Origin of the sequence: Ammoniphilus resinae, assembly GCF_017873965.1 — a bacterium.
Taxonomy (GTDB): domain Bacteria; phylum Bacillota; class Bacilli; order Aneurinibacillales; family RAOX-1; genus Ammoniphilus_A; species Ammoniphilus_A resinae.
In genome coordinates this window covers 102,606-127,841 of sequence record NZ_JAGGKT010000011.1, presented here as the reverse complement: position 1 = coordinate 127,841, position 25,236 = coordinate 102,606, and the positions used below count along the sequence as shown (strand labels likewise).

26 protein-coding genes and 1 other annotated feature (1 of these 27 cut by a window edge) are annotated in these 25,236 nt (G+C 41.5%); of the genes, 20 read left to right on the top strand and 6 right to left on the bottom strand.

The features are described from left to right. Positions 1-72 (bottom strand) — a binding site (T-box leader) (it extends 172 nt beyond the left edge of the window). 142 nt (positions 73-214) lie between these two features. Beyond that, positions 215-712 (bottom strand): inorganic diphosphatase, encoded by a 498-nt coding sequence (locus J2Z37_RS17105; RefSeq protein ID WP_209811510.1) that lies wholly within the window; start codon positions 710-712, stop codon positions 215-217. A 116-nt stretch (positions 713-828) separates the two neighbouring features. Between J2Z37_RS17105 and J2Z37_RS17100 the strand changes: the two genes are divergently transcribed. Continuing rightward, positions 829-1,152, top strand: coding sequence for a rhodanese-like domain-containing protein (locus J2Z37_RS17100; RefSeq protein WP_209811509.1), 324 nt, complete (start codon positions 829-831; stop codon positions 1,150-1,152). 5 nt (positions 1,153-1,157) lie between these two features. Beyond that, positions 1,158-1,961, top strand: a complete 804-nt coding sequence (locus tag J2Z37_RS17095; protein ID WP_209811508.1) for a DUF92 domain-containing protein — start codon at positions 1,158-1,160, stop codon at positions 1,959-1,961. Positions 1,962-1,981: 20 nt separating this feature from the next. On the opposite strand, the gene J2Z37_RS17090 is transcribed toward J2Z37_RS17095, so the two are convergent. Genes J2Z37_RS17090 through J2Z37_RS17075 form a run of 4 tightly spaced genes read right to left on the bottom strand, consistent with a single transcriptional unit; the run spans position 1,982 to position 6,063 of the window. Then, the gene (locus J2Z37_RS17090) at positions 1,982-2,350 is read right to left on the bottom strand and encodes an STAS domain-containing protein (RefSeq protein WP_209811507.1); all 369 of its coding nucleotides are present in this window, start codon (positions 2,348-2,350) and stop codon (positions 1,982-1,984) included. Then, a complete protein-coding gene (locus tag J2Z37_RS17085) occupies positions 2,350-2,751 on the bottom strand; it encodes an ATP-binding protein (protein ID WP_209811506.1) in 402 nt (133 codons plus the stop codon). The genes J2Z37_RS17090 and J2Z37_RS17085 overlap by 1 nt, the downstream gene beginning before the upstream one ends. Continuing rightward, positions 2,726-4,363, bottom strand: coding sequence for a PP2C family protein-serine/threonine phosphatase (locus tag J2Z37_RS17080; RefSeq protein WP_209811505.1), 1,638 nt, complete (start codon positions 4,361-4,363; stop codon positions 2,726-2,728). Before J2Z37_RS17080 ends, J2Z37_RS17085 begins: the two co-directional genes overlap by 26 nt. Continuing rightward, the gene (locus J2Z37_RS17075) at positions 4,360-6,063 is read right to left on the bottom strand and encodes a bacterial transcriptional activator domain-containing protein (protein ID WP_209811504.1); all 1,704 of its coding nucleotides are present in this window, start codon (positions 6,061-6,063) and stop codon (positions 4,360-4,362) included. Before J2Z37_RS17075 ends, J2Z37_RS17080 begins: the two co-directional genes overlap by 4 nt. Positions 6,064-6,230: 167 nt before the next feature. Between J2Z37_RS17075 and J2Z37_RS17070 the strand changes: the two genes are divergently transcribed. After that, positions 6,231-7,643, top strand: coding sequence for a copper amine oxidase N-terminal domain-containing protein (locus J2Z37_RS17070; protein WP_209811503.1), 1,413 nt, complete (start codon positions 6,231-6,233; stop codon positions 7,641-7,643). 86 nt (positions 7,644-7,729) lie between these two features. Here the strand turns inward: J2Z37_RS17070 and J2Z37_RS17065 are convergent, their stop codons facing one another. Further along, positions 7,730-7,954, bottom strand: a complete 225-nt coding sequence (locus J2Z37_RS17065) for a ferredoxin (protein WP_209811502.1) — start codon at positions 7,952-7,954, stop codon at positions 7,730-7,732. A gap of 495 nt (positions 7,955-8,449) precedes the next feature. Here J2Z37_RS17065 and J2Z37_RS17060 point away from each other — a divergent pair, with 495 nt between their 5' ends. The 17 genes from J2Z37_RS17060 to rpsA all read left to right on the top strand — a co-directional run bounded on the left by J2Z37_RS17060 (position 8,450) and on the right by rpsA (position 25,222). Continuing rightward, on the top strand, positions 8,450-9,097 hold the full coding sequence (locus tag J2Z37_RS17060; protein ID WP_209811501.1) for a hypothetical protein: 648 nt from the start codon (positions 8,450-8,452) through the stop codon (positions 9,095-9,097). A 195-nt stretch (positions 9,098-9,292) separates the two neighbouring features. Continuing rightward, positions 9,293-9,868 (top strand): lysophospholipid acyltransferase family protein, encoded by a 576-nt coding sequence (locus J2Z37_RS17055; RefSeq protein WP_209811500.1) that lies wholly within the window; start codon positions 9,293-9,295, stop codon positions 9,866-9,868. 267 nt (positions 9,869-10,135) lie between these two features. Next, the gene (locus J2Z37_RS17050) at positions 10,136-11,797 is read left to right on the top strand and encodes a DNA repair helicase XPB (protein ID WP_209811499.1); all 1,662 of its coding nucleotides are present in this window, start codon (positions 10,136-10,138) and stop codon (positions 11,795-11,797) included. Between the two features lie 378 nt (positions 11,798-12,175). Beyond that, a complete protein-coding gene (locus J2Z37_RS17045) occupies positions 12,176-13,174 on the top strand; it encodes a 2-oxoacid:acceptor oxidoreductase family protein (RefSeq protein ID WP_209811498.1) in 999 nt (332 codons plus the stop codon). Positions 13,175-13,202: 28 nt separating this feature from the next. Then, positions 13,203-15,503, top strand: coding sequence for a thiamine pyrophosphate-dependent enzyme (locus tag J2Z37_RS17040; RefSeq protein WP_209811497.1), 2,301 nt, complete (start codon positions 13,203-13,205; stop codon positions 15,501-15,503). Between the two features lie 267 nt (positions 15,504-15,770). After that, entirely contained in the window at positions 15,771-16,103 is a 333-nt protein-coding gene (locus J2Z37_RS17035) for a hypothetical protein (RefSeq protein WP_209811496.1), read from the top strand. Positions 16,104-16,320: 217 nt separating this feature from the next. Next, a complete protein-coding gene (locus J2Z37_RS17030; RefSeq protein ID WP_209811495.1) occupies positions 16,321-16,920 on the top strand; it encodes a genetic competence negative regulator in 600 nt (199 codons plus the stop codon). Positions 16,921-17,226: 306 nt separating this feature from the next. Next, positions 17,227-18,507, top strand: coding sequence for a Glu/Leu/Phe/Val family dehydrogenase (locus J2Z37_RS17025; RefSeq protein ID WP_209811494.1), 1,281 nt, complete (start codon positions 17,227-17,229; stop codon positions 18,505-18,507). Positions 18,508-18,713: 206 nt separating this feature from the next. Next, the gene (gene prsW / locus J2Z37_RS17020; RefSeq protein ID WP_209811493.1) at positions 18,714-19,376 is read left to right on the top strand and encodes a glutamic-type intramembrane protease PrsW; all 663 of its coding nucleotides are present in this window, start codon (positions 18,714-18,716) and stop codon (positions 19,374-19,376) included. Between the two features lie 45 nt (positions 19,377-19,421). Continuing rightward, on the top strand, positions 19,422-19,589 hold the full coding sequence (locus J2Z37_RS17015) for a hypothetical protein (protein WP_209811492.1): 168 nt from the start codon (positions 19,422-19,424) through the stop codon (positions 19,587-19,589). Positions 19,590-19,743: 154 nt separating this feature from the next. After that, the gene (gene sleB, locus J2Z37_RS17010) at positions 19,744-20,481 is read left to right on the top strand and encodes a spore cortex-lytic enzyme (RefSeq protein WP_425340335.1); all 738 of its coding nucleotides are present in this window, start codon (positions 19,744-19,746) and stop codon (positions 20,479-20,481) included. A 12-nt stretch (positions 20,482-20,493) separates the two neighbouring features. Beyond that, a complete protein-coding gene (ypeB, locus tag J2Z37_RS17005) occupies positions 20,494-21,849 on the top strand; it encodes a germination protein YpeB (protein ID WP_209811491.1) in 1,356 nt (451 codons plus the stop codon). Between the two features lie 187 nt (positions 21,850-22,036). Continuing rightward, the gene (locus tag J2Z37_RS17000; RefSeq protein WP_209811490.1) at positions 22,037-22,201 is read left to right on the top strand and encodes a flagellar brake domain-containing protein; all 165 of its coding nucleotides are present in this window, start codon (positions 22,037-22,039) and stop codon (positions 22,199-22,201) included. Positions 22,202-22,272: 71 nt separating this feature from the next. Beyond that, a complete protein-coding gene (locus tag J2Z37_RS16995; RefSeq protein ID WP_209811489.1) occupies positions 22,273-22,461 on the top strand; it encodes a hypothetical protein in 189 nt (62 codons plus the stop codon). Positions 22,462-22,647: 186 nt separating this feature from the next. Then, positions 22,648-23,313 (top strand): (d)CMP kinase, encoded by a 666-nt coding sequence (gene cmk, locus J2Z37_RS16990; RefSeq protein ID WP_209811488.1) that lies wholly within the window; start codon positions 22,648-22,650, stop codon positions 23,311-23,313. Between the two features lie 17 nt (positions 23,314-23,330). Further along, positions 23,331-23,921, top strand: coding sequence for a lysophospholipid acyltransferase family protein (locus J2Z37_RS16985; protein WP_209811487.1), 591 nt, complete (start codon positions 23,331-23,333; stop codon positions 23,919-23,921). A 143-nt stretch (positions 23,922-24,064) separates the two neighbouring features. Then, positions 24,065-25,222, top strand: a complete 1,158-nt coding sequence (gene rpsA / locus J2Z37_RS16980; protein ID WP_209811486.1) for a 30S ribosomal protein S1 — start codon at positions 24,065-24,067, stop codon at positions 25,220-25,222. Positions 25,223-25,236 lie beyond the last annotated feature (14 nt).

Sequence of the window (25,236 nt, the reverse complement as noted above, 5' to 3'; positions counted from 1 at the left end):
TCACTGGTTCGCAGCATCCACCAGCTCTCTTTGGATTTCATTTCCGAAAACATTCTTTATCATCGTTTTTATACATCTATATATGAGAATGGATGTCTCTTAATTGATTACTAATTTACCATGCTTAATTTCATACGTCAATAAGAAATTAAGGAAAAAAATGAACGATCCCCAACGTTAGGTAGGGAATGTTCGTCTTTTCTACTTGATTCTTCTATTTTTTTTGCTGGAAGCGTGCAATACATTCATCAATAAGTTGGGAAGCTTTTTCAGGTCCTTCCCAACCTTCGATTTTGGTTTCTTTGTTTTCAAGATCCTTGTAGCGTTCAAAGAAATGGGAAATCTCTTTTAGTGTGTGCTCTGAAATATCCTTTAAACTGTGAACATGTTTCCAGCGAGGGTCGTCAACGGGAACGCCAAGCAGCTTTTCATCTTGTCCCTTGTCATCCGCCATGATCAATACCCCGATAATTCGGGTAGAAATTACACAACCGGGGAAAGTTGGGAAAGTAGTAAGTACAAGGGCATCCAGTGGATCACCATCTAAAGCAAGGGTATTTTCTAAATAACCGTATTCTGTGGGATAATGCATGGGAGAGAACAGAACGCGGTCAAGACGGAATACACCGGATTCCTTATCATATTCGTATTTATTTTGACTTCCTGTTGGGATTTCAACAAATACATCAACAATTCTGCTTTCAAATGACATGTTGTTACCTCCAATTTAAACATATAATAACACTCTGATATTATAGCAATATCCTTATGCAAAGGAAAGATTATGTTAAAATGGATGAAAACCTTAAACGAAGGAGCTTGACGAAGATGGAAGATCATTTTATAAGTGCAGGGCAATTTGTGGAGAAATATAAGGCTAGGGTGTTAAAACCTGAACAAGTCATAGATGTGCGTGAACCATACGAGTGGGAGATGTTCCATTTGGAGGAGTCGACCTTGATTCCCATGAATACAATTCCGGAGCAATTGGAACAGCTTCCTAAAGATCAGCCACTATATATTGTTTGCGGCCACGGAGTCCGAAGTTGGCATGTTACCAATTTTTTACTTCAACAAGGTTTTGATCAAGTAATTAATGTTGAAGGAGGGATGGCGGAAGTCGCGCTTTTCTTGCAGGAAAGAGGGGAATAACTGCAATGGGAATTTCATTTGCTTGGGGGCTTTTTTTAAGTGGACTAATATCGATCATAGCTTACCTTCGCAAATCCTTGTCATTTAGCGGTGCTATCGCTGCTATAGGGATCGGCACCCTCATTTTTATGTTTGGGTCCCTGTTCTGGTATGGGCTCCTTCTTGTTTTTTTTATTTCTTCCAGTTTGTTCTCCCATTTTAAAAAGGAGCGAAAAAGAGAAGTGGAGGAATTATTTGCCAAGACAGGATGTAGAGATGCTTTACAGGTTTTAGCAAACGGTGGTCTCGGTGGGGTTCTTGTGATCTTTTCCTTTCTGTCTGCCGACCCCTTACCTTATATGGTGTTTTATCTCGGAACCATTGCAACCGTGAATGCGGACACTTGGGCAACCGAGATAGGGGTATTGAACCGTCGTGCGCCAAGACATATTTTAACCTGGAAAAGAGTAGAGAAGGGGACATCGGGGGGCGTATCCCGACTGGGACTGTTTGCTTCCCTATGTGCTGCTGGATTAATCAGTCTATTAGGCTTTATCTGGATGAGAATGGAAGGCCACATGGAATCCCCTTCGATCATTTGGATTGGCACAATGGCAGGGTTTATTGGAGCCTTGGTAGATAGTTTGTTAGGGGCTACGGTACAAAAAATCAATATTTGTAAACAATGTGGGAAAATAACAGAGAAAGCGTTACATTGTGGGCATAAAGCGGATTTCTATCGAGGATACCCTTGGATGACGAATGATTTGGTGAATTTTTTGAGCTCTCTTTCTGGTGGATTGATTGCTTGGGGTCTATATGTCCTATAATAAAACGGAAGAGGGGTAAATTATCCCACTTCCGTTTCTGTATCCAATGCAGCCCATTCACTGGGATAGATAGTAAGCCATCTCGTCAAACCAACCATATGAAATAATTTTTCATAATGATAGTTCAAGCCGAAGCAACCGCTTTGGTACAGACCATCTTTACCCATTCGAACAAGACGGATTAAGTCCCCAATCCCAGCGCTATTAATATAATTTACCCGCCCAAAATCAAGAACCAGCCTTTTGCTTTGTCCAGGTAGCCCCGCTTCCCAATGATGCCAATCTAAAAGCTGTTTGCCTGACTTTTTTGTAATATCTCCTGTTAATTGTACCAGATAGACCCCTTTATTTAATTTGGCCTGGATCTGAAGTTCCACTTGTTTATCCATTACAAGCCCTCCGGTTGATGTTTATTTTTGAGCTCCTTTTCCATATGCATACAAAAACATCGGTCTGTTAAATCGATGTAGTAAGTGCAATAATCCATTAGATGTTGAATAAAAGCCAGCCCCCATCCGCGGTCATCCTCCCTGTTTGTAGGAATTCTCCCAAAACCTTTACCGCAATCCTTCACGATAATGATGAGACGAGATTCCAGCCACTCGAAATGTATCTTGACGGGGAGAAGATTCTGTAATTGATTTCCATGCTCCATGGCGTTTAGGCAGGCCTCTGTCACCGCTGTTCGAATATCATAATATTCATCTTCCTGAAGGGCCCCTTGTGATAAATAAAGATCCAATTGCTTGATCACATGTTTTTCTTCACCAAATTGGCTTTGGATGTTCATTAGTTTTCACCACCTTGCCACAGCCGATAAGCAGTACAGTACAATCATCCTCTGTACCTTGGCTCTGCATAAGTGCCCTTTGAGCAAGCAGTAGCTGCAGCTTGTCTTCAATGGAAAGTCCAGGGTCCCATTGCTTAATCCAGGATTCAAGGGCATCGAATCCTGTAGAGTAATCTTTTAACGAGAAATTTTCAATTAATCCATCAGTATACAGAACAAGGGTGTCCCCGTCCAAAAGTGATACCTCTTCTTCCCTATAAATTTCATCTGGATCAATCCCTAATGGCAGGGAAGATACTTTCAGTGGCTGGGGTTGCCCGTTCCGGACAAGATAGGGAGCCAGATGACCTGCACTAGCGTATCTCAAATTCTTATTTTGGGTATCAATCATCCCAAGGCCCAAGGTGACAAACATTTCTCCCTGTACGATTTCTTCCAGTTCTTTGTTAACTCTTTCCAAAATTTCTGCGGGTGTTCCACCGCGTTTAATTTCAGTCCGCAGTAAAACGAGGGTGGCAGACATCACAAGCGCTGCGGGCATCCCTTTCCCTGAGACATCTCCAATGACGAATGCAAAACGCTGCGGGCTAAATTGGATGAGATCGTAGAAATCCCCGCCAATTTCTTTGTACGGTTGGAATGAAGCAGCTACTTGGAAGTGTTCAAAGGTCGCATAGGGCGAAGGGAGTAATTTTTGCTGAACGGCATTCGCCAATTGCAAATCTCTTTCAATATCTTCATATTCATGCTGGATGCGTTCTTGTAAACGATTAAAAACGAGGCTAAGTTGTCCCGTTTCATCCCGAGACATGACGGGAATCTTGGCATGGATCGATTTCCTTTCACTATTTAATAGTGAATAAATTCGATCGATAAAGATGCGGATTTCCCGACGGAATTCCAGTACATGAACCGTGAAGATGGAACAGGAGAATAACGTGATAAACCCGGTTATCGCGAGTAAAACCCACAAATCAATGGATTTCCCTTGTAAGCTCCTGTTGAAGATGTACCACAAAATGCTAAATAAAGACACGAGAAAGAGTGAAGAAAAAATAATGGCAAAATGATAAACAAGCGTTCTTGGTTTCATTTCTTTCATTGTTTCAACCGGGAGCTGTAAAATATAAGGACGCAGTAAACGGCGAATAAACGTGTACAAGAGGATGGCTAGCATAAGCACAATAGCCTGTTCATAAAAGAAACTTTTAATTTGTGACAGCCATTCCCATTGGGTTAGCATCGCTATAGAGCGTCTCCTTAGGAGCAAATCAAAAATGTGAAAAAGGGGACCGGCAAGGAGTCCGAATATGACCATCGACCAAAACGTCTCGGAAGGGAAGTATAATAGTCGCTGCCAGATCAACGAATCCTTTACTTGTTCCGAATGCTTGGGCTTCCATATTGTTTTCAGGCGGACCAACGAAAAGATTTGAAAAAGAACGAGTAAAAACAGAACTTGAACCGCAATCGCTTTTAAATTGTATTTTAAAAGCTTTGCAATGGTGGAACCGTTGATATAGAGATTTCCCAGAGTAATGATCAACGCACCGAAAAGAGCGATACCAAGGTATAAAAAAAATAAGGGCACGAAGAGTTTGCTGAATTTCATTTTAAGATCTCTCCCGCCAGTTGTTGCAAGGTATAGGTGGGTGTAGCCCCCCATTCTTTTTTCATCATGTTTTTATATAGGCCATACCAATGTTTTGCACTGGAATGCTCCTGTATTTGCAGTAAATAGGAAATGTATTTTTGATAATGCTCTTCCTCCTCGCTGTTATGGGCAATCAATTCTTCATATAAGAAGCAAACCGAAGATGAATCCTCTTTCCTCTGATAATATTGGATTAGCTTTTGCATCAACTGGTAAAAAGTTCCCTTTAACTCCTCGCGATAATCGTTGAGCCAATCAATATAGAGATATTCCGGGAGAAAAGTTGGATGGTAAATTTTCCTTGCTTGTTCATAAATTATCACAGCTTCTTTCGGGTTTTGCAGCCATTCTTTATTTCCTGCCTCGATTAGTTCTTTATAATGTTTGAGATCGATTTCTCCGAGCCATTCCTTATCTAGATGAATCACTCCTTGGGTGACTTGAACCATTTTAAAATCATCGACTTTACTATCCATGATTTTCTGGAAGGTGCGATTCAGTTGATGGATGATGACATGTAGATGATTGGATGCCTTCAGAAAATCATCCGTTTGGAATAATAACTCGATCATTTGCTCTTTGGATAATTGGTGATCGGGTTGGATGAGCAAACATAATAGCAACTCGGGTGCCTTTCTTCTCCCCCAACCCGAAATTTTTAATGGAGCGTCCCCGTATTGTATAGAAAAGTGATGGAACAAGCTGAAAGAAAATTTTCTTACATGTTGCTTAGATTGAGACAGTTCGCTTATGTACTTGTAAAATGATCGATCCCATGGGAAAGTGTCCCCGGTTTTGTCGAAAAGCAGGGACAGGTCTTTGGCATGTTCGGATAGAGAAAATTGATTTAAATACTGTATGAACTGCACGTACCATGGGTGCTTCCATAAGCGGATTCTTCCTTGGTTTTCAGCAAACAACTTTGCAACTTGACTCCATTCCTTTCGCTGGAAAGCGGACACGATATGAAGCAGAGATAATTCAATTTTTTCGATGAAATGATGATGGGCTTTTTCTTGATTCAATGTCTCTAGCAATAAACCTGCCAGAAATTTTATTCGTGAAGCTACGAAAAATACTACGCGCAGATCACAGTCATTTGGCAAATTCATTTTTAGTTCGCGTGTGAAGCCCTCCTGGTAGACGCTTAAACTAAACCGCAAACATTCGATCTCCAGATGAAAGGTGTTTGGTTTCCATTGATTAATCTGCTCTAGGCGTGCCAGTACCGCAAAGGCTTCTTCCCAATTCCCTGTGAGCAGATCATACCAATAGCTTGCTTCTTGCAGCATGAGAACTTCGTCTTCAAAGAAGTCCAAACTTTGATAATACATCTTTGCCGCACGATAGAAGGCCTCTGCCTCGCTATATTGGCCGTGAAAAACGGAATGGAGGGCGAGAAATCTTGCGTACCCAGCCAGGATTCGCGGATCCGCCCCGACAAGGATCCCTTCCTTGTACTCGTCACTTATTTGTCTATGAATAATTTGCACAGCAAATTCATTGGCTTCATAGATTTCTATGCATCCAAGATGGGAAAGAGCACGAGCGAACCCAATATCATTTCCCTCTATTCCATATTGATTAAGTTTCGTTTGCAAATATTTTTGAAATGGGGCCAGGCTTTCATTCAGATAGAGTGCATACCATTCTTCCATTGCTGTTCCTCTTTAGAAATTACTGTTTTTAAGAACATCTTACACGAGTTGGTTTGATATTTGAATCCCTTGTTTTTTAGATATTTAAATACTGGTGTCCTGTAAGAGGACTGTAAGAAGCTGATTAGTATAATGAAGTCAAACTCTTTCATGAAGGTGGTCTATAGATGAGAAGAATTTTATCATTATCCCTGGCTTTTTTATTTACGGTTGTTCCGTCAACCATGGCGGCGGAAATTTGGTCGGATGTGCTCTACACTGAGCAGACTTCAACTCAGTCTCCATCCAGTTCCGCAAAGATTTTCTATAAGACATACGATGAGGTTAAAGCATTGGGCTGTGAAGATGCCAAGTTCTCGTTAGGGGAGGGGTGGTACTGCAAGGATGGTATAGCGCAGAACCAAACATCTGTCACAACAACATCAAACACCTCAGTCTGGTCGGAGCCGGAAACTACAGAACAATGGATTGAAGCGGAAACAACTGAATTATGGACTGAAGCTGAGACCACGAATCAAGAGGAATTGGGGGAGTCCCTATCATTTACAGTGGATCCCGTGATCGAGAATGGAGTGATTTATGCGCCTGTAGAGGAAATCGCAGGTTACCTTGGCCTCGTCACTTTGCCTTTGGATGACCCAAAGGGAATTGCGGTGCTCAAGGGGGAAAAGGAAATTCTTTACTTTTTCCCCGGTCTAAACAAATATGTGCAGTTTAATATCCAAACTGAAAAGATGGATTCCTTTACACTGCCTAAAGCAGTTCAGGAGAAAGGAAACCTGACGATTGTCCCCATTGACATTATCATCAAGTTCGCCGGTGGTTCGATGAACTATAATGCCAAAGCAAAGAAGGTCACAGTCAACGATACGTATGATTTTCATGTAACCGCTGAATCAGCCGAATCCTACACGAAGCAATGGACTGAACCACAATATACTGAACAGTGGACTGAACCACAATATACCGAGCAGTGGGCAGATACACCTCGTTCAACTAGTCACTGGAGTGAAGAGGCAACACTCCCAAGTGAAAATTCATGGGATGTTCCTGCAGCAACGGGAGGGATTTTTGTCTTTAAAACAAATCCTGTTAATGAAAACGGGAGGTTCCTGGTTCCTCTTCGTGAGTTATTTGAAATGCTCGGGGTATCAGTGGAGTGGGATGAGAAAACCAGAACCATTTCCGCAGTAAAAGAAACTAGAACGATCAAATTTACAATAGGAATGCAGCAAGCTTTTGTAAACGGCCAAGTAAAATCACTCGATGTACCTGGGAAGATCATAAAAGGCAAGACAATGGTTCCCCTTCGATTTATTTCGGAGGCATTAGGGGAAAAGGTGAATTACGATGCGTCAAAAATGGAGATAACGGTCGGAAAGGATCGAATTCTGCTGCCGAGTCCAAATACACAGACACAGACTTCACCGTCATCTACCCCATCAAACTCCAATGTACCTTATGGCGGGATGACTGATCAGCAGTGGGAAACACAGAAGATTCTAGATCGATACTTTAATAACAGTTTTAATATGACTGGAACTTACCGCCCTAGCTATCAATGGAATTCTGGATATTAAAAAAAGCTTCTTAAAATGGGATTTAAAAAGAAAAAAGACCAAAGAGGTCTTTTTTTCTTTTATATACTCTATGCTCTATCAAAATACTACTTAGGCTCGTCAGAAACTTTGATAGAATCAGTTGGGCAACCATCTGCCGCATCGTTCATATCATCCCAAAGAATTTCTGGAATTTCTACGATTCCCTCGTTATCGTCAAGTGTTACAAAAGCGATTCCTTCATCATCGTAATCATAAATATCTGGCGCTGTAGCCCCACAAGCACCACAGGCAATACAGGTTTCCTTATCCACCCAAGTATATTTTGCCATTAGAAAAACCTCCTCAGATTGTTTGAAAATAATTTGGAAAGTAAAGTGAAAGACCTTCCATACTAATTAAGTAATGTTTTATTTTGCCCAATACATCTTACATTTTAGTCATAACATAGAAAAATATCAAGATGAACTATGAAGATTTTTACCGCATAGGTAAGTTTTACGAATACAATGTTAAAGTGAATGAAATTTCCTGTTGGTATGACAGCAATTAATACCCTTTGAACTACATCAATTTGTGTTCTGCTTTACATGAATTGTTGTCCAAAGGGAAAGCTTCTTCTAAGTGAGGACACATCTCCTTCAGAAGAGTTTTGATTGAAGCTTTTTAAGTACAACTTTATTTTAAACAGCGATCGAAAATTTAACCGATAAAAAAGCTTTTTCACTTTTTTGGCATTCCTCAATCCTAACTCTTCAAAAAAGGAAGGAAAAAGGTGTTGAATGTGGAAGTAGTTAATAACAAACATAGGTAAGGTAGAGTGAACGATGGAAATAAGAAAACGCTTAAGAGGAAAAGATATAAAGCATTCGAAAAAAGAAGAATTAATAAACCAGAAAGATGTTGAGGATGAAGAAGTAATCGCAGGAATTCCTCCAAGACGCAAGGTTCATAGTAAAGCAAGGCGTTCTGCTTTTTCCCTTCCCTCTTTAAAATCGGGGATCCCTATCACCATGGGACTCCTATTACTTGTTGGTGGGATCTGGTGGTTTATTGACCAGGATTTCTTTGCTGGGTTTGGACAGAATCAAACAACAATGGTTGAACCCGTTGCTGCCCCAGAACCTAAACCTCTAGATATTGAGGAGGCTGAGAAGAAACAGACCGAACCTAAACCTGTCATAGAGCCCGTCCAGGTGGAAAAAGCCGATGCGGTAACTGTTAATTCTACGGTCATGCCTACTGTCGAGGAGTCACAACTTGCTGCCGAAGAGTCAAAACCCGTGGAGAAACCACCAGTGTATACAAAAGTAATGAAACATAAGGTTGGTGTAGGGGAGACATTGTATCGGATTTCCCTTGCCTACTATCATACTGGAAAATTCGCCACTTTTTTGGCCAAGCACAACAAACTGAAAAATCCAACAGAACTAGTATCTGGATCAATTATTGAAGTTCCGTTTCCACCGAATTAGCTGTTCAATTTTTCCTGATTGACCAAACTGCGGGAGGAAAGTAAAATACAACAATTGGGGTCGGACTCCAATCGTGATTTGTCATAAAGTAAACTACCCTTTATTTTGAAGAACCGTTTTGAAGGGGGAATTTATAGTTTTGTACAAATTTCGGCTGGGGTCCGACTTCTGTGGAAGGGTAGGGGAGGATTGAGAGTGGTTTACAGAATCATCAGATTTATCGTTTATTGGTTTCTGAAAATTCGTTTTCGTATTCAAGTCCAAGGGATCGAGCATATACCTGAGGGCGGCTGTATTTTGGCTATGAATCACACATCAAATTGGGATCCGCTTTTGGTTGGGGTTCACACCCCAAGAAAAATGTTCATTATGGCAAAAGAGGAGCTTTTTAAAAATCGTTTTTTCGCGTGGATCATAACGGAAATGGGCTCTTTTCCCGTGAAGAGAGGGAGTGCTGATTTGAGATCACTGAAACATACACTCCAATTGATTCAAAAAGGGCATATATTTTCTATTTTTATTGAAGGGACGCGCGCTAAGGATGAAACGATGTTGGAGCCAAAGAAAGGAATTGGTTTTATCGTGGGAAAAAGTAAGGCGCCAGTAATCCCAACCTATATTTATGGTCTAAAAGGGGGATGGGGAGCAAAAGCCGGAATTATTTTTGGTGAACCCCTTCGTTTAAACAGTTCGGATTATGAAGGGGTGGCATTAGAAGTAGCGAATTCCATTCAACAGTTAAAAAAAGCTTCTCTTGAAGATGTCTCGTAGAGAACGCAAACTTTTCATGCAATAAAAACAGAGACAAAGGCTTCGTAAGAAGCCTTTGCTCATGTCTCCTGCTCTTCCTTGTCTTCCACATGCACAAATTCCATATCTACTGCAAATTCATATTGGAACTCTCCATCGACCTCTGGAACCGATTTGCGATTAAGCATTTTTGAGATAAAGAGATTTTCTTCCGTAATGTTTTCCACCCCCTAATGGGTATGCTATCCTTATTAAATAAATTCATTCATTCTAAGGAGACAGTTTTTAATGGAGATTAAGCCGAAAAATCCTCTCATTGTTCAAAGTGATCGTACACTTTTACTGGAAGTCCTGAACCCCAAATTTGAGGAAGCAAGGAACGCGATATCTCCTTTTGCCGAATTGGTGAAAAGCCCCGAATACATACATACTTATCGAATCACCTCACTTAGCATCTGGAATGCAGCCGCAACGGGATTGGAAGCTGGTGACATGTGTACAGCATTGGTTCGCTTTTCGAAATTTGGGGTGTCTGAAGCACTGTTGCACGAAATTAGAGAATACGCTGGGCGGTATGGGCTTTTAAAACTTGTGAAGAGGAACGAGAAACTTTGGCTAGAATCAAGTTCTACCTTTGTGCTACAGGAGATTCTTGCCTATCGGGATATTCGAAGATTTCTGGGCGAAGAAAGAACGGAATATGAGGTAGAAATCCTCCCTTCGTCAAGAGGGACGCTAAAAACGGAATTGATTCGCTTAGGATATCCTGTACAGGATCTAGCAGGTTACTTGGAAGGAACCCCATTATCTATTCGACTTGAAAATACAGAATTACGGCTATATCAACAGCAGGCTGTGGATGCTTACTATGTAGACGGTTCAGTATATGGCGGGAATGGCGTACTGGTTCTTCCTTGTGGGGCTGGAAAAACAGTGATCGCCATAGCGTCCATGGCCAAAATAGGGATGGAAACATTGGTTTTAACATCTAATGTTACTTCCGTTAGGCAATGGATCAAGGAATTACAACAGCGAACAAATCTTGGTGTGGACGAAGTGGGGGAATATACCGCAGCAGCTAAAGAAGTTAAGCCCATTACAGTCACAACCTACCAAATGTTAACTTACCGTGATCAAAAAGATGGGGACTATAAGCATATTAATCTGTTTAATCAACGAAATTGGGGGCTAATCATATACGATGAGGTGCACCTACTTCCTGCCCCGGTTTTTCGGATGACGGCTGATATCCAGGCGAAGCGCCGACTGGGATTAACCGCAACCTTGGTTCGTGAGGATGGTTGTGAAGAGGAAGTATTCACCCTCGTAGGACCTAAAAAATACGATATTCCCTGGAAGGACCTTGAGAAAAGTGGTTGGATTGCCAAGGCACAATGTTCAGAAATCCGTGTAAGCATGCCCTTCCCACTTCGAGAAGAGTACATATACAGCACAAACCGACAAAAATTCAGGGTTGCAGCGGAAAACCCTGAGAAAAAGAAGATTATCAAAGAGATTGTTAGTAGGCACAAAGATGACCAAATCTTGATCATTGGACAATACGTTGAACAGCTGCAGGCAATCGCCGATGATCTGCAAATCCCTTTAATCACTGGGAAAACTCCACAAGGACTAAGGGACCAGCTCTATGAAGCTTTTCGCAAGAAAGATGTGAAACAATTGATTGTCTCCAAGGTAGCCAACTTTGCCGTGGATTTACCAGATGCTAACGTCGCCCTGCAAATTTCCGGAACCTTTGGCTCAAGGCAAGAGGAGGCACAGCGCTTAGGCAGAATCCTACGCCCGAAAACTGGCTCCAATCAATCCCATTTTTATTCTATCGTGACAAAGGAAAGTAAAGAAGAGGAATTTTCGCAGAAAAGACAGACGTTTCTAGTTGAACAGGGGTATCAGTATCGTATTTTGGATGCCGAGAGCTTTTTTAAATGAGGGGAATTAGAGAAAAGTCCAATCACCCTCAATAACGGAAAAGAAAAGATCCTGCAAACCAAAGAAACCGGCGCTCGCGCCGGTTTTTATTATTTCATTAAACGGACTCGACTACTTCGTTCCACGAGGAACGGGTTGTCCTCCTTGTGTTATAACAGGAAAATCCCTGTTGCATAGCAGTGTATCGTGTTGTTTCTTAACCAGATTAGGTGATTTTACTGAAGGTAAAACGCATTCAAGAAATCTGTTGTCATGGTAAAAACTATCTGTTATAATTTATCATAAGGTTATTTGATTGAAAATTCATAATAGAGATTCGTGTTTCCACTGTGCTAATAGTAGAAACACTTGAATTGAAAAGAGCAAGGAGGAAAGTAGATGTCGATTTTACCCAAGCAAAATGAACTTGGTTTTTTTGAAATTCGCTTAGAGTCAATCGGTGGTCTTGGTGCCAACCTAGCAGGGAAAATGCTTGCGGAAGCTGGCGTAATGGGGCTTGGGCTGAATGGGATGAACTTTTCATCTTATGGTTCCGAGAAGAAGGGATCCCCGGTTAAATCATTTGTTCGATTCTGTGATTCAGATGTTCAGGTGCGTGACCATAGTCCAATCGAAAGACCTCATGTTGTAGGGGTTTTCCATGAGGCTTTGTATAAAACAGTAGATGTACTTAGTGGAATTCACCCTGACAGTATCGTATTGGTCAACACGACCAGAAGCTTTGAAGAAGTAAAAAAAGATCTGAAGCTTGAATATGGTGTTCTTTGTGTAGTGGATGCCTTATCAATTGCCCTCGAGGAAAAGACGAAAATTAATACCGCGATGTTAGGAGCTCTATTTAGAGTTTGTGACTTCTTAGATGCTGAAGCAATGAAGGAGGTCATTCGAAAAACCTTCGAAAAGAAATATCCACACTTTGTCGAACCTAATATTCGGACCTTTGAACGGGGATATCAGGAAGTTACCTTCCAGGTATATGAAGCGCCGAAGGATGCTGAACAGCGACCCTTTGAACGTCCGGAGCCAACCTTGGGTTATGAAACACAACCTTTGGGAGGGATGATTACCAACCCCGGAAACAGTATTCTTAAAGATTTAAGCGGATCCCGCCAAGGTTTTCTGCCTGAATTCCATGACAGCAAATGTATTCACTGCGCAGCCTGTGATAATGTGTGCCCTGATATGTGCTTTGTATGGGAAGAAGGAGCAGACAAAAAGGGACGCCCAACAATGTTCCTGCAGGGAATCGACTACCAATATTGCAAAGGTTGTTTGAAATGCGTAGTCATCTGCCCGACCTCAGCCCTTACAGAATTAAGGGAAGAGCAAGGCTATGCGGATGAGCAACGTGTTCCTCACAAATTTATAATGGCTTAAGTAATTGGGGAATGGAGGATGAAAATAGATGGCGATCGATTTTGAAAAAGAAAAGGTAAATCTACAACAAACAAAACCAGAACAGAGCCTGGTTTTTGAATCCGGAAATGAAATGGCTGCCATGGCTGCAGCACAAATCAACTATCATATTATGGGATATTTCCCAATCACCCCTTCGACCGAAGTGGCCCAATTTTTGGATGCCATGAAGTCGAAAGGTGAGCATGACATCGTGCTCATCCCAACGGATGGGGAACACGGTTCAGCTGGATCCTGTTACGGTGCCGCCGCTGCAGGGGCGCGGGTATTTAATGCCACATCTGCAAACGGATTCCTATACATGCTTGAACAGCTGCCTGTACAATCTGGAACCCGTTTTCCGATGGTTATGAACCTAGTTACTCGTGCCATCAGCGGACCACTAGATATTCGTGGTGACCACTCTGACTTGTATTACGGTTTAAATATCGGTTGGCCAATTTTGATGGCGAGAACACCACAAGCCGTTTATGATATGAATATTATGGCTCTGAAATTAGCAGAGCACAGCGAGATTCGTCTTCCAGTTTTGGTGGTATACGACGGGTTCTTTACTTCCCACCAGAAACGCAGAGTACAATATTTTTCAGATTCAAAAGTCGTTCAGGATTTCATCGGACCACAGCCGCGGGAATTCCAATTTGCGCTTGATCCAGAGAACCCTGTAACGATTGGACCTTATATGAATGATCCGGACCTGATCAATAATAACTACCAGCAGTCTGAAGCAATGTACCGCTCTTATGACGTATTCAAGCAAATCGCCAAGGAATACGCTGAATTATCTGGTCGTGAATACCCAATCCTTGATTTGTATCAAATGGATGACGCCGAAGTTGCTGTATTTGTTTTAAACTCAGCGGCTGAAACAGCAAAGGATGTAGTAGATAAATTAAGACAGAAAGGGAAAAAGGTAGGGGTAATTAGCCCGAATATGATTCGCCCATTCCCTGTGGAAGATATTCAAAAGGCACTGAAAAACGTAAAAGCTCTCGTTATTGGTGAGCGTGCCGACTCTTACGGCGGCCACGGTGCCAATATGACCCATGAAATCAAATCAGCACTACAAAGTGATCACAATAATGCGATGGTCATTAGCCGGATTTTCGGTGTGGGTGGGAAAGACTTTTACGCTAGCGATGCCGAGAAGTTCTTTGAACTAGGTTTGGAAGCAGTAGAAAAAGGATTCGTAGAAAAGCCATTTGATTACTATGGCCAAACACCTGGGAAAGGTGAACTAAAGCCAAGACGTGTATTAAAGCCTTTGCACGGAGATGCCTTTAAGAGCGGTTTAATCAAGGTAACCCAAAATGAGGAAACTGGAAAATTAAACGTAAGAATTCCTCCTTTACGTAGTTTAACTGGAAAGCCAAAGCGAATTGCACCAGGACACGGAGCATGTCCGGGCTGCGGAATCTTCCCGGGACTTGAATTGTTCTTCAAAGGAATCGAGGGGGATATTGTTGCCCTGTTCCAAACGGGTTGCGCGATGGTTGTAACGACAGGTTATCCATACAGTTCGCATAAACAATCCTACATCCATAACCTCTTCCAAAACGGTGGAGCTACTTTATCCGGTATGGTTGAGGCATTCTATGAATTAAAACGACGCGGTGAAATTCAAGTAGCAGATGATTTTACCTTTGTTATGGTTACTGGTGACGGTGGAATGGACATTGGTATGGGATCAGCAATTGGTGCGGCGCTGCGTAATCATAAAATGATTATGTTGGAATATGACAATGAGGGGTATATGAATACAGGAAGCCAAATGTCTTATTCAACACCACTTGGTCATATGACGACAACTTCCAATGTCGGCAAGAAACAGGGTGGAAAGGTATTCCATCACAAGGATACAGCACAGATTATGGCGTCAACGAATATTCCTTATGTTTTCACAGGTAGTGAAGCATACCCGCAAGATTTATTGAAAAAAGCCGCAAAGGCGCAATGGTATGCACAAAATGTGGGGACAGTTTACGGGAAAATCCTCATTGCTTGCCCATTAAACTGGAAGTCCCCAGACGAACAAGGAACGAAAATTATCGAAACAGCTACGAATACCTGCTTCTTCCCTATTTATGAGGTGGAAAATGGCGTTACAACCATTACCTATGATCCTGAAGAAAAAGGAAAGCGTGTAGATGTTATCGAATGGGTAAATTCTATGGGTAAGACAAAGCATCTAACCAAGCCTGAATATGCAGAAACACTTGATCAATTCCGCCAGGAAGTGGAAAGACGCTGGAGAAAGCTAAAAGCAAAGCACGAAAACGATTATCTATAAAATCAATGAAAAGGGTTGTCCTAAAATAAAATAGGATAGTCCTTTTCTTTTTTTCTGTCATTAAAGGGAATGAATCCCTTTTCATATTTTATTTTTTTCGGTCATATAGTAAAAAGGAACATCTTTCAGACACTATGTGTTTCATGAAGAAAAGGGGATTGGGAGGGGAGAGAAATATTTTTTCTAAACTTGATTTTGCTAGTCCTATCCTGGTTTTTGGTCCTAGCCTCAGAAAAGGTCATCCCCCCCCTCCAATCGTCACTAAGTATGGCGGATCAATGGATTACTTATTTGGTTTTCCGGCCTTTTCACGTTTTTCTATCAGCCATTCTCTTTTTGGGGGCTTATTTGATTCTTCGCCATGTGCTGAAACAAAGTGTGAAAATCGTTTTTCGTTATGGGAATATTCATCAGGGTAGTCGCCTAGAGGGAATTCTTACAATGCTGTTGGCTTCCCTATTAGTCTTTGTTTTCTTCAGTAAGCATTTCTTTCCCTCTTTAATTATCGTATTTTTGTTTTCAGCCTATGATGGAACGAGGCAACTGTTTGCAATGCGAAGGCAAAAAAAGCTGAGGGCAATTTTCCGCCAAACAACTTAAAGACCCTTTTTATTGGGATTGCCTAAATCCTGCGTGAGAATGCAGCTAAAAGCGTGGTATAATTGTACTAAACTTCTTTTTACCCATAAGCTTTTTATGTTGTTCAATGGAGTCGGACGTGGTATCATAAAACAAATTAATAGATATGCATCTAGAACATATCGGAGCCTTTCTTCATAACCTATAGTACTAAGGGATTGGCAGAGGAGGGTCGTGCATGCGCGTTGAACGCCTAAGTCAAGATAAAATAAGGATTTTCCTAACATTCGATGATCTACATGAGAGAGGGATAGAGAAAGAAGATATATGGCGTGATATACCTAAGGTCCATGATTTGTTTAATGACATGATGGAGCAGGCTTATCATGAATTAGGGTTCGAAGTCATGGGACCTGTGGCTGTTGAAGTGTTTGCCATGCCAGCCCAAGGGATGGTTGTTATTGTAACACGGGGTAAGAGCCAGCCCTCAGGCGATGATGATGGGGACTATGAAGATGATATTTACGAAATGGAAGTCACTCTTGAAGAGAGTGAAGATGTTATTTATTATTTTCAAGACATGGAACACTTAATAGAAGCCTGTCATCGAGTTCAACTAAATTTAGAAGATGGCGGAAGCATATACTTATATAACGATAAATACTATTTTCTCTTAGACGAAGTGGATATGGAGAACCAGCAATTGTATAACGGCATCATCGCCATTTTGTCCGAATACGGAGTGGCTTCGACAGTAACAAAATATGTTCTGGCAGAGTATGGGAAACTTGTAATTAGAGATCATGCTATACAGACCATTTGCCACCATTTTAAATAGACTAGATGTAAAACCGGGCAACTTCTATTGCCCGGTTTTTGTGGTGCCAGAAAAGCCAGTGAACAGGTCTGTCTCTAGGAAATGAAGGAAGCAATCCCTTCGAAGCTAGGACGGTTGAGAAGGGAAATGAGAATTTTGGATACAATAGGGGAAGGTTGTGCCACAGCGGAAGATTTCAATGTTCTTCTCAACAGATTGGTTAAGTTGTATACTTAACAACAATGGTTATTTTTTTTATTTTAGGGTCTGACTCTGGTTTTACCCTGTTTAAAGCGTTAATCAACCAAATGTCTTGAGGTGGTCATCATGGCAGAAAGAAGAGTAGCAACGAAACCACAGGCACCCACAGGAAATTTAGATGTTCTGACTTCCACTCAAAATGCAATAAAAGAGGCATTGGAAAAAATGGGATATTCAGAGCATGTCTATGAACTGCTTAAAGATCCCGTGCGCATTCTATGCGTGCGGATGCCGGTAAGAATGGATGATGGAACGGTAAAAGTTTTTACCGGATATCGTGCCCAGCATAATGATGCCGTGGGTCCTACTTTGGGCGGTGTTCGGTTTCATCCCGAAGTGACGGAAGATGAAGTAAAGGCCTTGGCGATATGGATGAGTCTCAAATGCGGGATTGTAGATTTGCCTTTTGGCGGTGGAAAAGGCGGGATTGTTTGTGATCCGAGAGAAATGTCATTTCGTGAACTAGAACGATTAACTCGTGCTTATATTCAAGCCATCAGTCAAGTTATCGGTCCTACTAAGGATATTCCCGCTCCAGAAATCCACACCAATTCCCAATACATGGCTTGGATGATGGATGAATACAGCCGGATTCGGGGAAATGAATCCCCAGGATTTACGACCGGAAAACCGCTGGTCTTGGGCGGTACACATGGAAGAGAGTCCGCCACTGCAAAAGGAGTGACCATCTGCATCGAAGAGGCGGCGAAAAAGAAAGGTATCGATTTAAACGGAGCACACGTTGTTGTTCAGGGCTTTGGTAGTGCGGGCAGCTTTCTATCGAAGTTCCTTAATGACAAAGGGGCCAAGGTCGTAGCCATTTCGGATGCATACGGCGGCATTTATGATCCGGAGGGTCTTGATATTGATTACCTTCTAGACCGCAGAGATTCGTTTGGTACTGTAACGAAACTTTTTAACAAGACGATTAGCAATAAGGAATTGTTAGAACTGGAATGTGATATTCTGATTCCAGCTGCTATTGCCAATCAAATTACGATGGAAAACGCAAAGCAAATTCAGGCGAAAATCGTGGTTGAGGCAGCGAATGGATCGACCGATCTAGAGGCTGCCCAGATGCTTGCGGAGCAAGGAACATTGCTTGTTCCCGATGTGTTGGCAAGTACAGGAGGGGTGACAGTTTCCTATTTTGAGTGGGTCCAGAACAACCAGGGCTACTATTGGTCAGAAGAAGAGGTTGAAAGTAGATTACGCGAAGTCATGGTGAAGGCCTTCCATAATGTTTACACGACAGCCGAAAACAGACGAGTAAATATGAGACTCGCAGCTTATATGGTTGGGAGCAAGAAGATGGCTGAGGCGGCACGCTTTCGAGGATGGGTATAAAAAACAGGGGAAAAAGGGGAACAAAAGGCAATTACATGGGTACTCTTTTGTCCCTTTTCCTTGCATTACAACAGATGCCAAAAAATCAAAATCTCCTCATCCAGATAAATCCTTCCGTACTTATATTCTCTATTCGTAAAAACCATGTTACGATATTCGTATCTATTTTTATGTTCACTTCCGAGCATAAGAAAAGGGGATAGAAAATGATTGCCACGATTGGCGCATCTATTGCACCAGGAATTGCCCTTTTGAGCTATTTCTATTTAAAGGATAAATACCAGACAGAGCCGCTCCACCTTGTTATTAAAACCTTTGTTTCTGGGATCCTTTTAGTGTTCCCGGTTATGGTTTTACAGTTTGGGCTACAAGAAGAAATTCAATTCAACGTGATTGGGAAATCCTTTTTTGTTTCTGGACTAATAGAAGAATTTTTCAAATGGTTTGTTGTGTATTATCTGGTTTATAAGCATGTGGAATTTGACGAGCCGTATGATGGAATTGTCTATTCTGTAGGCGTTTCACTTGGCTTTGCTACCTTAGAGAACTTTTTTTACTTATATTCCTATGGCATTGAGACAGCCCTATTACGAGCCCTCTTACCTGTTTCAAGCCACGCTTTGTTTGGGGTAACCATGGGTTACTATTTGGGAAAAGGAAAGTTTCATGAAAATAGAGCAGCACAACGACGGTTTTTATTGTGCTCTTTGATCATCCCCGTATTACTACATGGATTCTACGACTTTTTTATTTATTCCATCGAAAAACATTTTACTTGGCTGCTTGTTCCCTTTATGGCTGTTCTTTGGTTTATTTCATTGCGGAGGGTCAAACAAGTTCAAAGAAGGTCTAAAACGACTTCGATCTGAACAAAATAAGGTAAGAAAGTTTTTTTATGGAAAGGAGTTAAAATCATGTTAGATCAGAGGGACCGCTATAAGGTGAAAATTCGCTGCAACACGTGCGGAGAGCGGTTTACTTTAGTAGGCAAGAAAAGTAAGACAGGCACCATTGAAACAGGGTTTAAACAATGCCTGTGCAGTAATGAAAAAGACTTTGATATCTCTACTGAAATGTTCTAATTAGACTGAAATGGAGTCAACCTTTGCCGGGTTGGCTCTTTTTTGTATCAACTATCTACCTCCATCTCAAATTGGTAATGAATGAATAATTGAATTGGATAGAACTAACAATATGCTCAAGACAAATTATCTGTGTCAGCAGGAGGAAATGAATGTGACAAACAACATGAGAGTTATATCCATCTGTTTAGTTTCTATCCTTATGATCTGTGGAATGATGTTTACGTTGCCTCATTTTTCAAGTCAGGAAACATTTAGCGGGAGGGTTCTCGAGCGAGGTTCTTCGGGGCAAGATGTTGTTGAACTTCAGGAACGATTGAAGTATATCGGATATTTAAAGGATGTGACAGACGGGAAATTCGGCTGGAATACCTATTGGGCAGTGCGCAAATTTCAAAAGGATTTTGGCATAAAGGTAGACGGCAAAGTCGGAAGTAAGACGCAAAGACTTTTAGTCAGCAAAACAAAATATAACCCTACTGCAAAACGAGAGAATGTTCATCAGGGAAAACAGGCCACCTATAAAGCACATGGGCATTCCGCAAATGATATTAAACTCATGGCGAACGCAGTCTACGGTGAAGCTCGCGGAGAGCCGTACATCGGTCAAGTGGCCATTGCTTCAGTCATTCTTAATCGGGTTGAAAGCTCATCTTTTCCCAATACACCCTCCGGAGTCATTTTTGAACCACGCGCCTTTACGGCTGTCGCAGATGGACAAATCTGGCTCACTCCAAATGAGAATGCAAAAAAGGCGGTCCAAGATGCCTTGAATGGGATGGATCCGACTGGAGGATGTACCTATTACTTTAATCCGGCAACTGCAACATCAGCATGGATTTGGAGCAGACCACAAGTCAAACGGATTGGCAAGCATATTTTCTGTAGATAAGGAGTGGAGCGAATGTACTCAAAAATTGCCGGTGTACTAACGCCGATCTTAGCTGTTGCAGTGATTGGACTTGGGATGTGGGGCTATCAGGAGAACCAAGAGAAAAATTCCATTTTAATTAAAGCAGAAAATCAATACCAACGCGCCTTTCACGATTTAACCTTCCATATGGATCAATTGCAAGACGAGTTAGGAAAAACTTTAGCGATTAATTCACGTAGACAAATCGATGGAACAATGAGCAACGTATGGCGCATTTCATCTGTGGCCAGATCGGATGTGGGACAACTCCCATTGGCTTTGATGTCGTTTAGTAAAACCGAAGAATTTCTGGCGAAAATAGGGGATTTCGCCTACAAAACAGCGGTCCGTGATTTAAATAAAGACCCCCTTTCGGAGAAGGAATATGAAAATTTGAAAACCCTTCATTCACGTGCAGTAGAGATCCAATCTGAACTTCGAAGGGTACAGTCGAAAGTCATCGATCAAAAACTGCGCTGGATGGATGTGGAATCGGCTCTTGCCTCGGAAGAGGAAAACTTGGACAATACGATCATTGATGGATTTCGGACGATTGACAAAACGGTAAATGAGTATTCAGATATTGATTTTGGTCCAGGTATTCAGACCTTGCAGAATAAAGAAAGGTTTAGTGATAAAAACCTGACAGGGAAGAAAATTACAGAAGAAGAAGCAAAGAAAATTGCTTTGCAATTCTTGGGAATTCAAGCAGGCCAGGCAAATGTCAAGGTTGACCGGGGTGGAAAAGGACATGAATACAGTGCGATTAGTGTAGCTGTTACAAAACCAGCAGGAAACAATACGATCCATCTAGATGTCACGAAAAAAGGCGGACACGTTGTCTGGATGATTAATAATCGAAACATTGCCAAACAGAAATTGGACATCCAGCAGGCAGTGCAGAAAGGCAAGGCGTTTCTCGAGAAACATGGTTTGAAAAACATGGAGAACTATACAACTGAACAATACGACAATACAGCAGTATTAAGTTATGTGTATAGTCAAAATGGCGTAAGAATATATCCTGACGCCTTGACGGTTAAGGTTGCCTTGGATACTGGTGAGGTGGTTGGATATCAGGCGGAACAGTTCATTTTTAACCACAAAGAGAACCGGAAGTTCGTTACGCCAAAACTTTCCATGAAACAGGCTAGAAAAGAAGTCAATCCTAACTTCAAAGTACAAGAGTCAAGGAAAGCTGTGGTCTTAAATGACAATAATGATGAGGTTCTGTGCTATGAATTTATGGGAACGGTAAGTGACCAGGCATTTAGAATCTTTATAAATGTTGAAAACGGCGATGAAGAGGTTGTTGAAAAATTGGATAAGCCCGGCAAGATCGGATAACTAAGACGATTTAAAAGGAGTTTTCCAGATGGAGACTCCTTTTTTAGTACGGAGTCAGACTCTTAATTAAAAATTGAAATACCTAGATGAACTTCGGTAAGGGTCTGCACTTGAAAGGAAAAGCTACGCAGCACCTATTCTAAATGGTATAATAACCTTCATAAAGAAAAAGATGGAGGTTTCAGGAATGATCCCTGGTATTAGCACTCTATTAAGGATGAACATGCTTACTAAAGATCAAGCTGAGGCCAAAAAAACCTACAAATCGAGGGTTGCAGATATTGGGGAAGGATTTTTGGCGATTGAAGTACCATTGGATGAGGAAACGGGAAAGATGGTTAGGTGGAACTAAGAAGGAAAGGATCTTATTAGCTATTATAGCTCTATCCATTTCTGGAAATAATGGGAATGGAGGCGATGGCTATGAGAAGAGATAAATATCCTTCCTATGAGGAAAGGTTCCGCCAATTTTCAAATTCAATCGAAAAAGCTATCATTTTGGTTATCATTTTTCTTGTCTTGCTCCTAATGGGCTCGCAGCTATTGCTTTATAATGATACCTTTCGTGGGTGGATCGTTGAGGTAGAGCAGTTGGAAGGCGTTGCATCTTAAGGAACACTATGGTACTATCAAGGTAAATTGAATAGACTGGCTGTTTGGCTGACCTAAAGATCTTGGCTCTTCAATCAAAGGAAATCAAATATTCAATTGAGCATGTAAGCAGGCAGAATCCTGCTTTTTTTCGATTGGCGGGCAGAGCCAACTATGAACCTTTAACCTCCAGGAAAGGGATGACTAATGAATATTGCTATTGATGGACCAGCTGGTGCTGGGAAAAGCACAGTTGCACAGCTTACTGCAAAACATTTGGGATATACATATATAGATACTGGGGCGATGTACCGTGCTTTAACACTTGCTGCTTTGCATGAGGGAGTATCCCTTTCTGACGAAGAAGAACTTGCAAGTCTCTTAGATCGTATTTCGATTGGACTGCAGCAGCAAGCTTCCGGACAGAGGGTTTTTCTTAACAATCGTGACGTAACCGAAGAAATTAGACATCCAGATGTCAGTCGCCAAGTTTCATTGGTTGCTAAACACCCCAAGGTTCGAGAAAAAATGATGGTCTTGCAACGCAAATTGGCTGGTCAAGAGAGTGTTGTTATGGACGGCCGAGATATTGGAACGTTCGTACTTCCAGATGCAGAAGTCAAGGTGTTTCTTACCGCTTCGATTGAAGAAAGGGCCATGAGAAGATATAAGGAAATGCTTGAAAAAGGCCATGATGCAAATCTTGCTGATTTACAATTGGAGATTCAACTTAGGGACAAGACCGATAGTGATCGGGAGGTCGCCCCTCTTCGCTGTGCAGAGGACGCCACTATTCTTGATTCAACTGGAATGACAATAGAGCAAGTGGTAAGTAGGATTATCGAACTTTGTAAAAATAAAACCCAAAACTAGGCGGGTGGAACGAAAAGATGTTTTTGTATCGATTATTCCGCGGGATGTTTCGGATCCTTTACCGATTTGTCTATCGGTGGGAGATCATCGGCCTAGAGAATGTTCCTTTACAAGGGGGGGTAATTTTATGCTCGAATCATAAAAATAACCTTGATCCCCCTTTTATCGCATCGCCAATACAGAGACAAGTCCATTTCATGGCAAAAGAGGAACTTTTTAAGATTCCTGTTATTTCCTATTTGGTTAAGCAATTTGGAGCCTATCCCGTGAAACGAGGAATGAGTGATAAAGGTGCTTTAAAAAAGAGCCTGCAGATTTTAAAGGAAGGTAAAGTCTTAGGAATTTTCCCTGAGGGGACGAGAAGCAAAGATGGGAAGCTTGGGAAGCCATACCCGGGAGCTGCACTCTTCGCTTTAAAGTCTGAAGCAGCGGTTATTCCTACAGCTGTTATTGGGGATTGGAAGATGTTCCAATCGATGAGAGTGGTTTATGGGAAGCCGATTAATATGACTGAATTACGCCAACAAAAAGTGACTTCGGCGTTAACAGAGGAAGCAAGCGGAAAAATAATGAAGGAAATACAACAATTAATTGATGAATACAGCTGATAGTTTTGTCATCACGTGTTTGCATCAAACAAAACAATTTGTTCATACTAAATCCTAAAGCCATTATTTATCAATTAATAGTTACAAAATATTTGAGATAGAAAAAAGGCAATTATGGTTTGATTATGAAGGAGGAATGGTCCATGGCTGAAGAAATGCAAAATGCAGAAGTAAGATCCTTTGAGGTTGGTGACACAGTACAAGGAAAAGTAACGAAGGTAGATGCAAAGCAAGCTCTAGTAGACATCGGTTACAAAACAGAAGCGATACTCCCGATTAGTGAGGTTTCCAGTTTACATATTGAAAAGGTAGGGGATGTACTTACTGAAGGTGAGGAGATGACCTTCCAAGTAATTAAAATCAACGAAGAGAAGGATGAAGTTCTTGTTTCCAAAAAAGCAGTTGATGCGATTAAAGCATGGGATGATTTGGAACAGAAATTTTCCGAAGGTACTGTTTTTGAAGCAGCAGTAGCTGATGTGGTAAAAGGTGGACTAGTCGTTGATGTTGGGGTTCGCGGATTTATTCCTGCCTCCCATGTTGAACGTCATTTTGTGGAAGACTTTTCGGATTACAAAGGAAAAAGTTTAAGCTTAAAAGTCATTGAACTAGACCGCGAGAAGAATAAAGTGATTCTTTCTCACCGCGCTGTTCTGGAGGATGAACAGAATAAACAAAAACATCAACTATTTGACCAACTTGAAGTAGGGGCTGTTCTTGAAGGTACTGTTCAACGCTTAACCGATTTTGGAGCATTTGTTGATATTGGTGGCGTTGATGGGCTTGTTCACGTCTCCGAATTATCCTGGGAACGTGTCAATAAACCATCGGATGTTGTAAGTGAAGGCGACAAGGTGAAGGTGAAAATTCTAAAAGTCGATCAAGAAAATGAAAGAATTAGCTTGAGTATGAAGGAAGCCCAGCCTGGACCTTGGGAAACTTCTTTATCTCAGTTGAAAGTCGGTTCGATTGTCTCTGGAACCGTTAAACGGCTAGTTAGCTTTGGAGCTTTTGTTGAGGTAGCACCAGGAGTAGAAGGTTTGGTTCATATTTCTCAAATATCAAACCGCCATATTGGAAGTCCTGGTGAAGTCCTTGAGGAGGGACAGCAAGTCCAAGTGAAAATCTTGGATATCAACGCTGCGGAACAACGAATCAGCTTAAGTATTCGTGAAGTTGAAGAAGAAAAAGAAGTAAAGGCTACTAAGAAGGAAATTGCCAATTATGAAGCTGACAACGGTGGAATGGGTATTACCATCGGCGACCGCCTTGGGGACTTAGCTAAAAAATTAAAATCTTAATATAGAGGATTGTT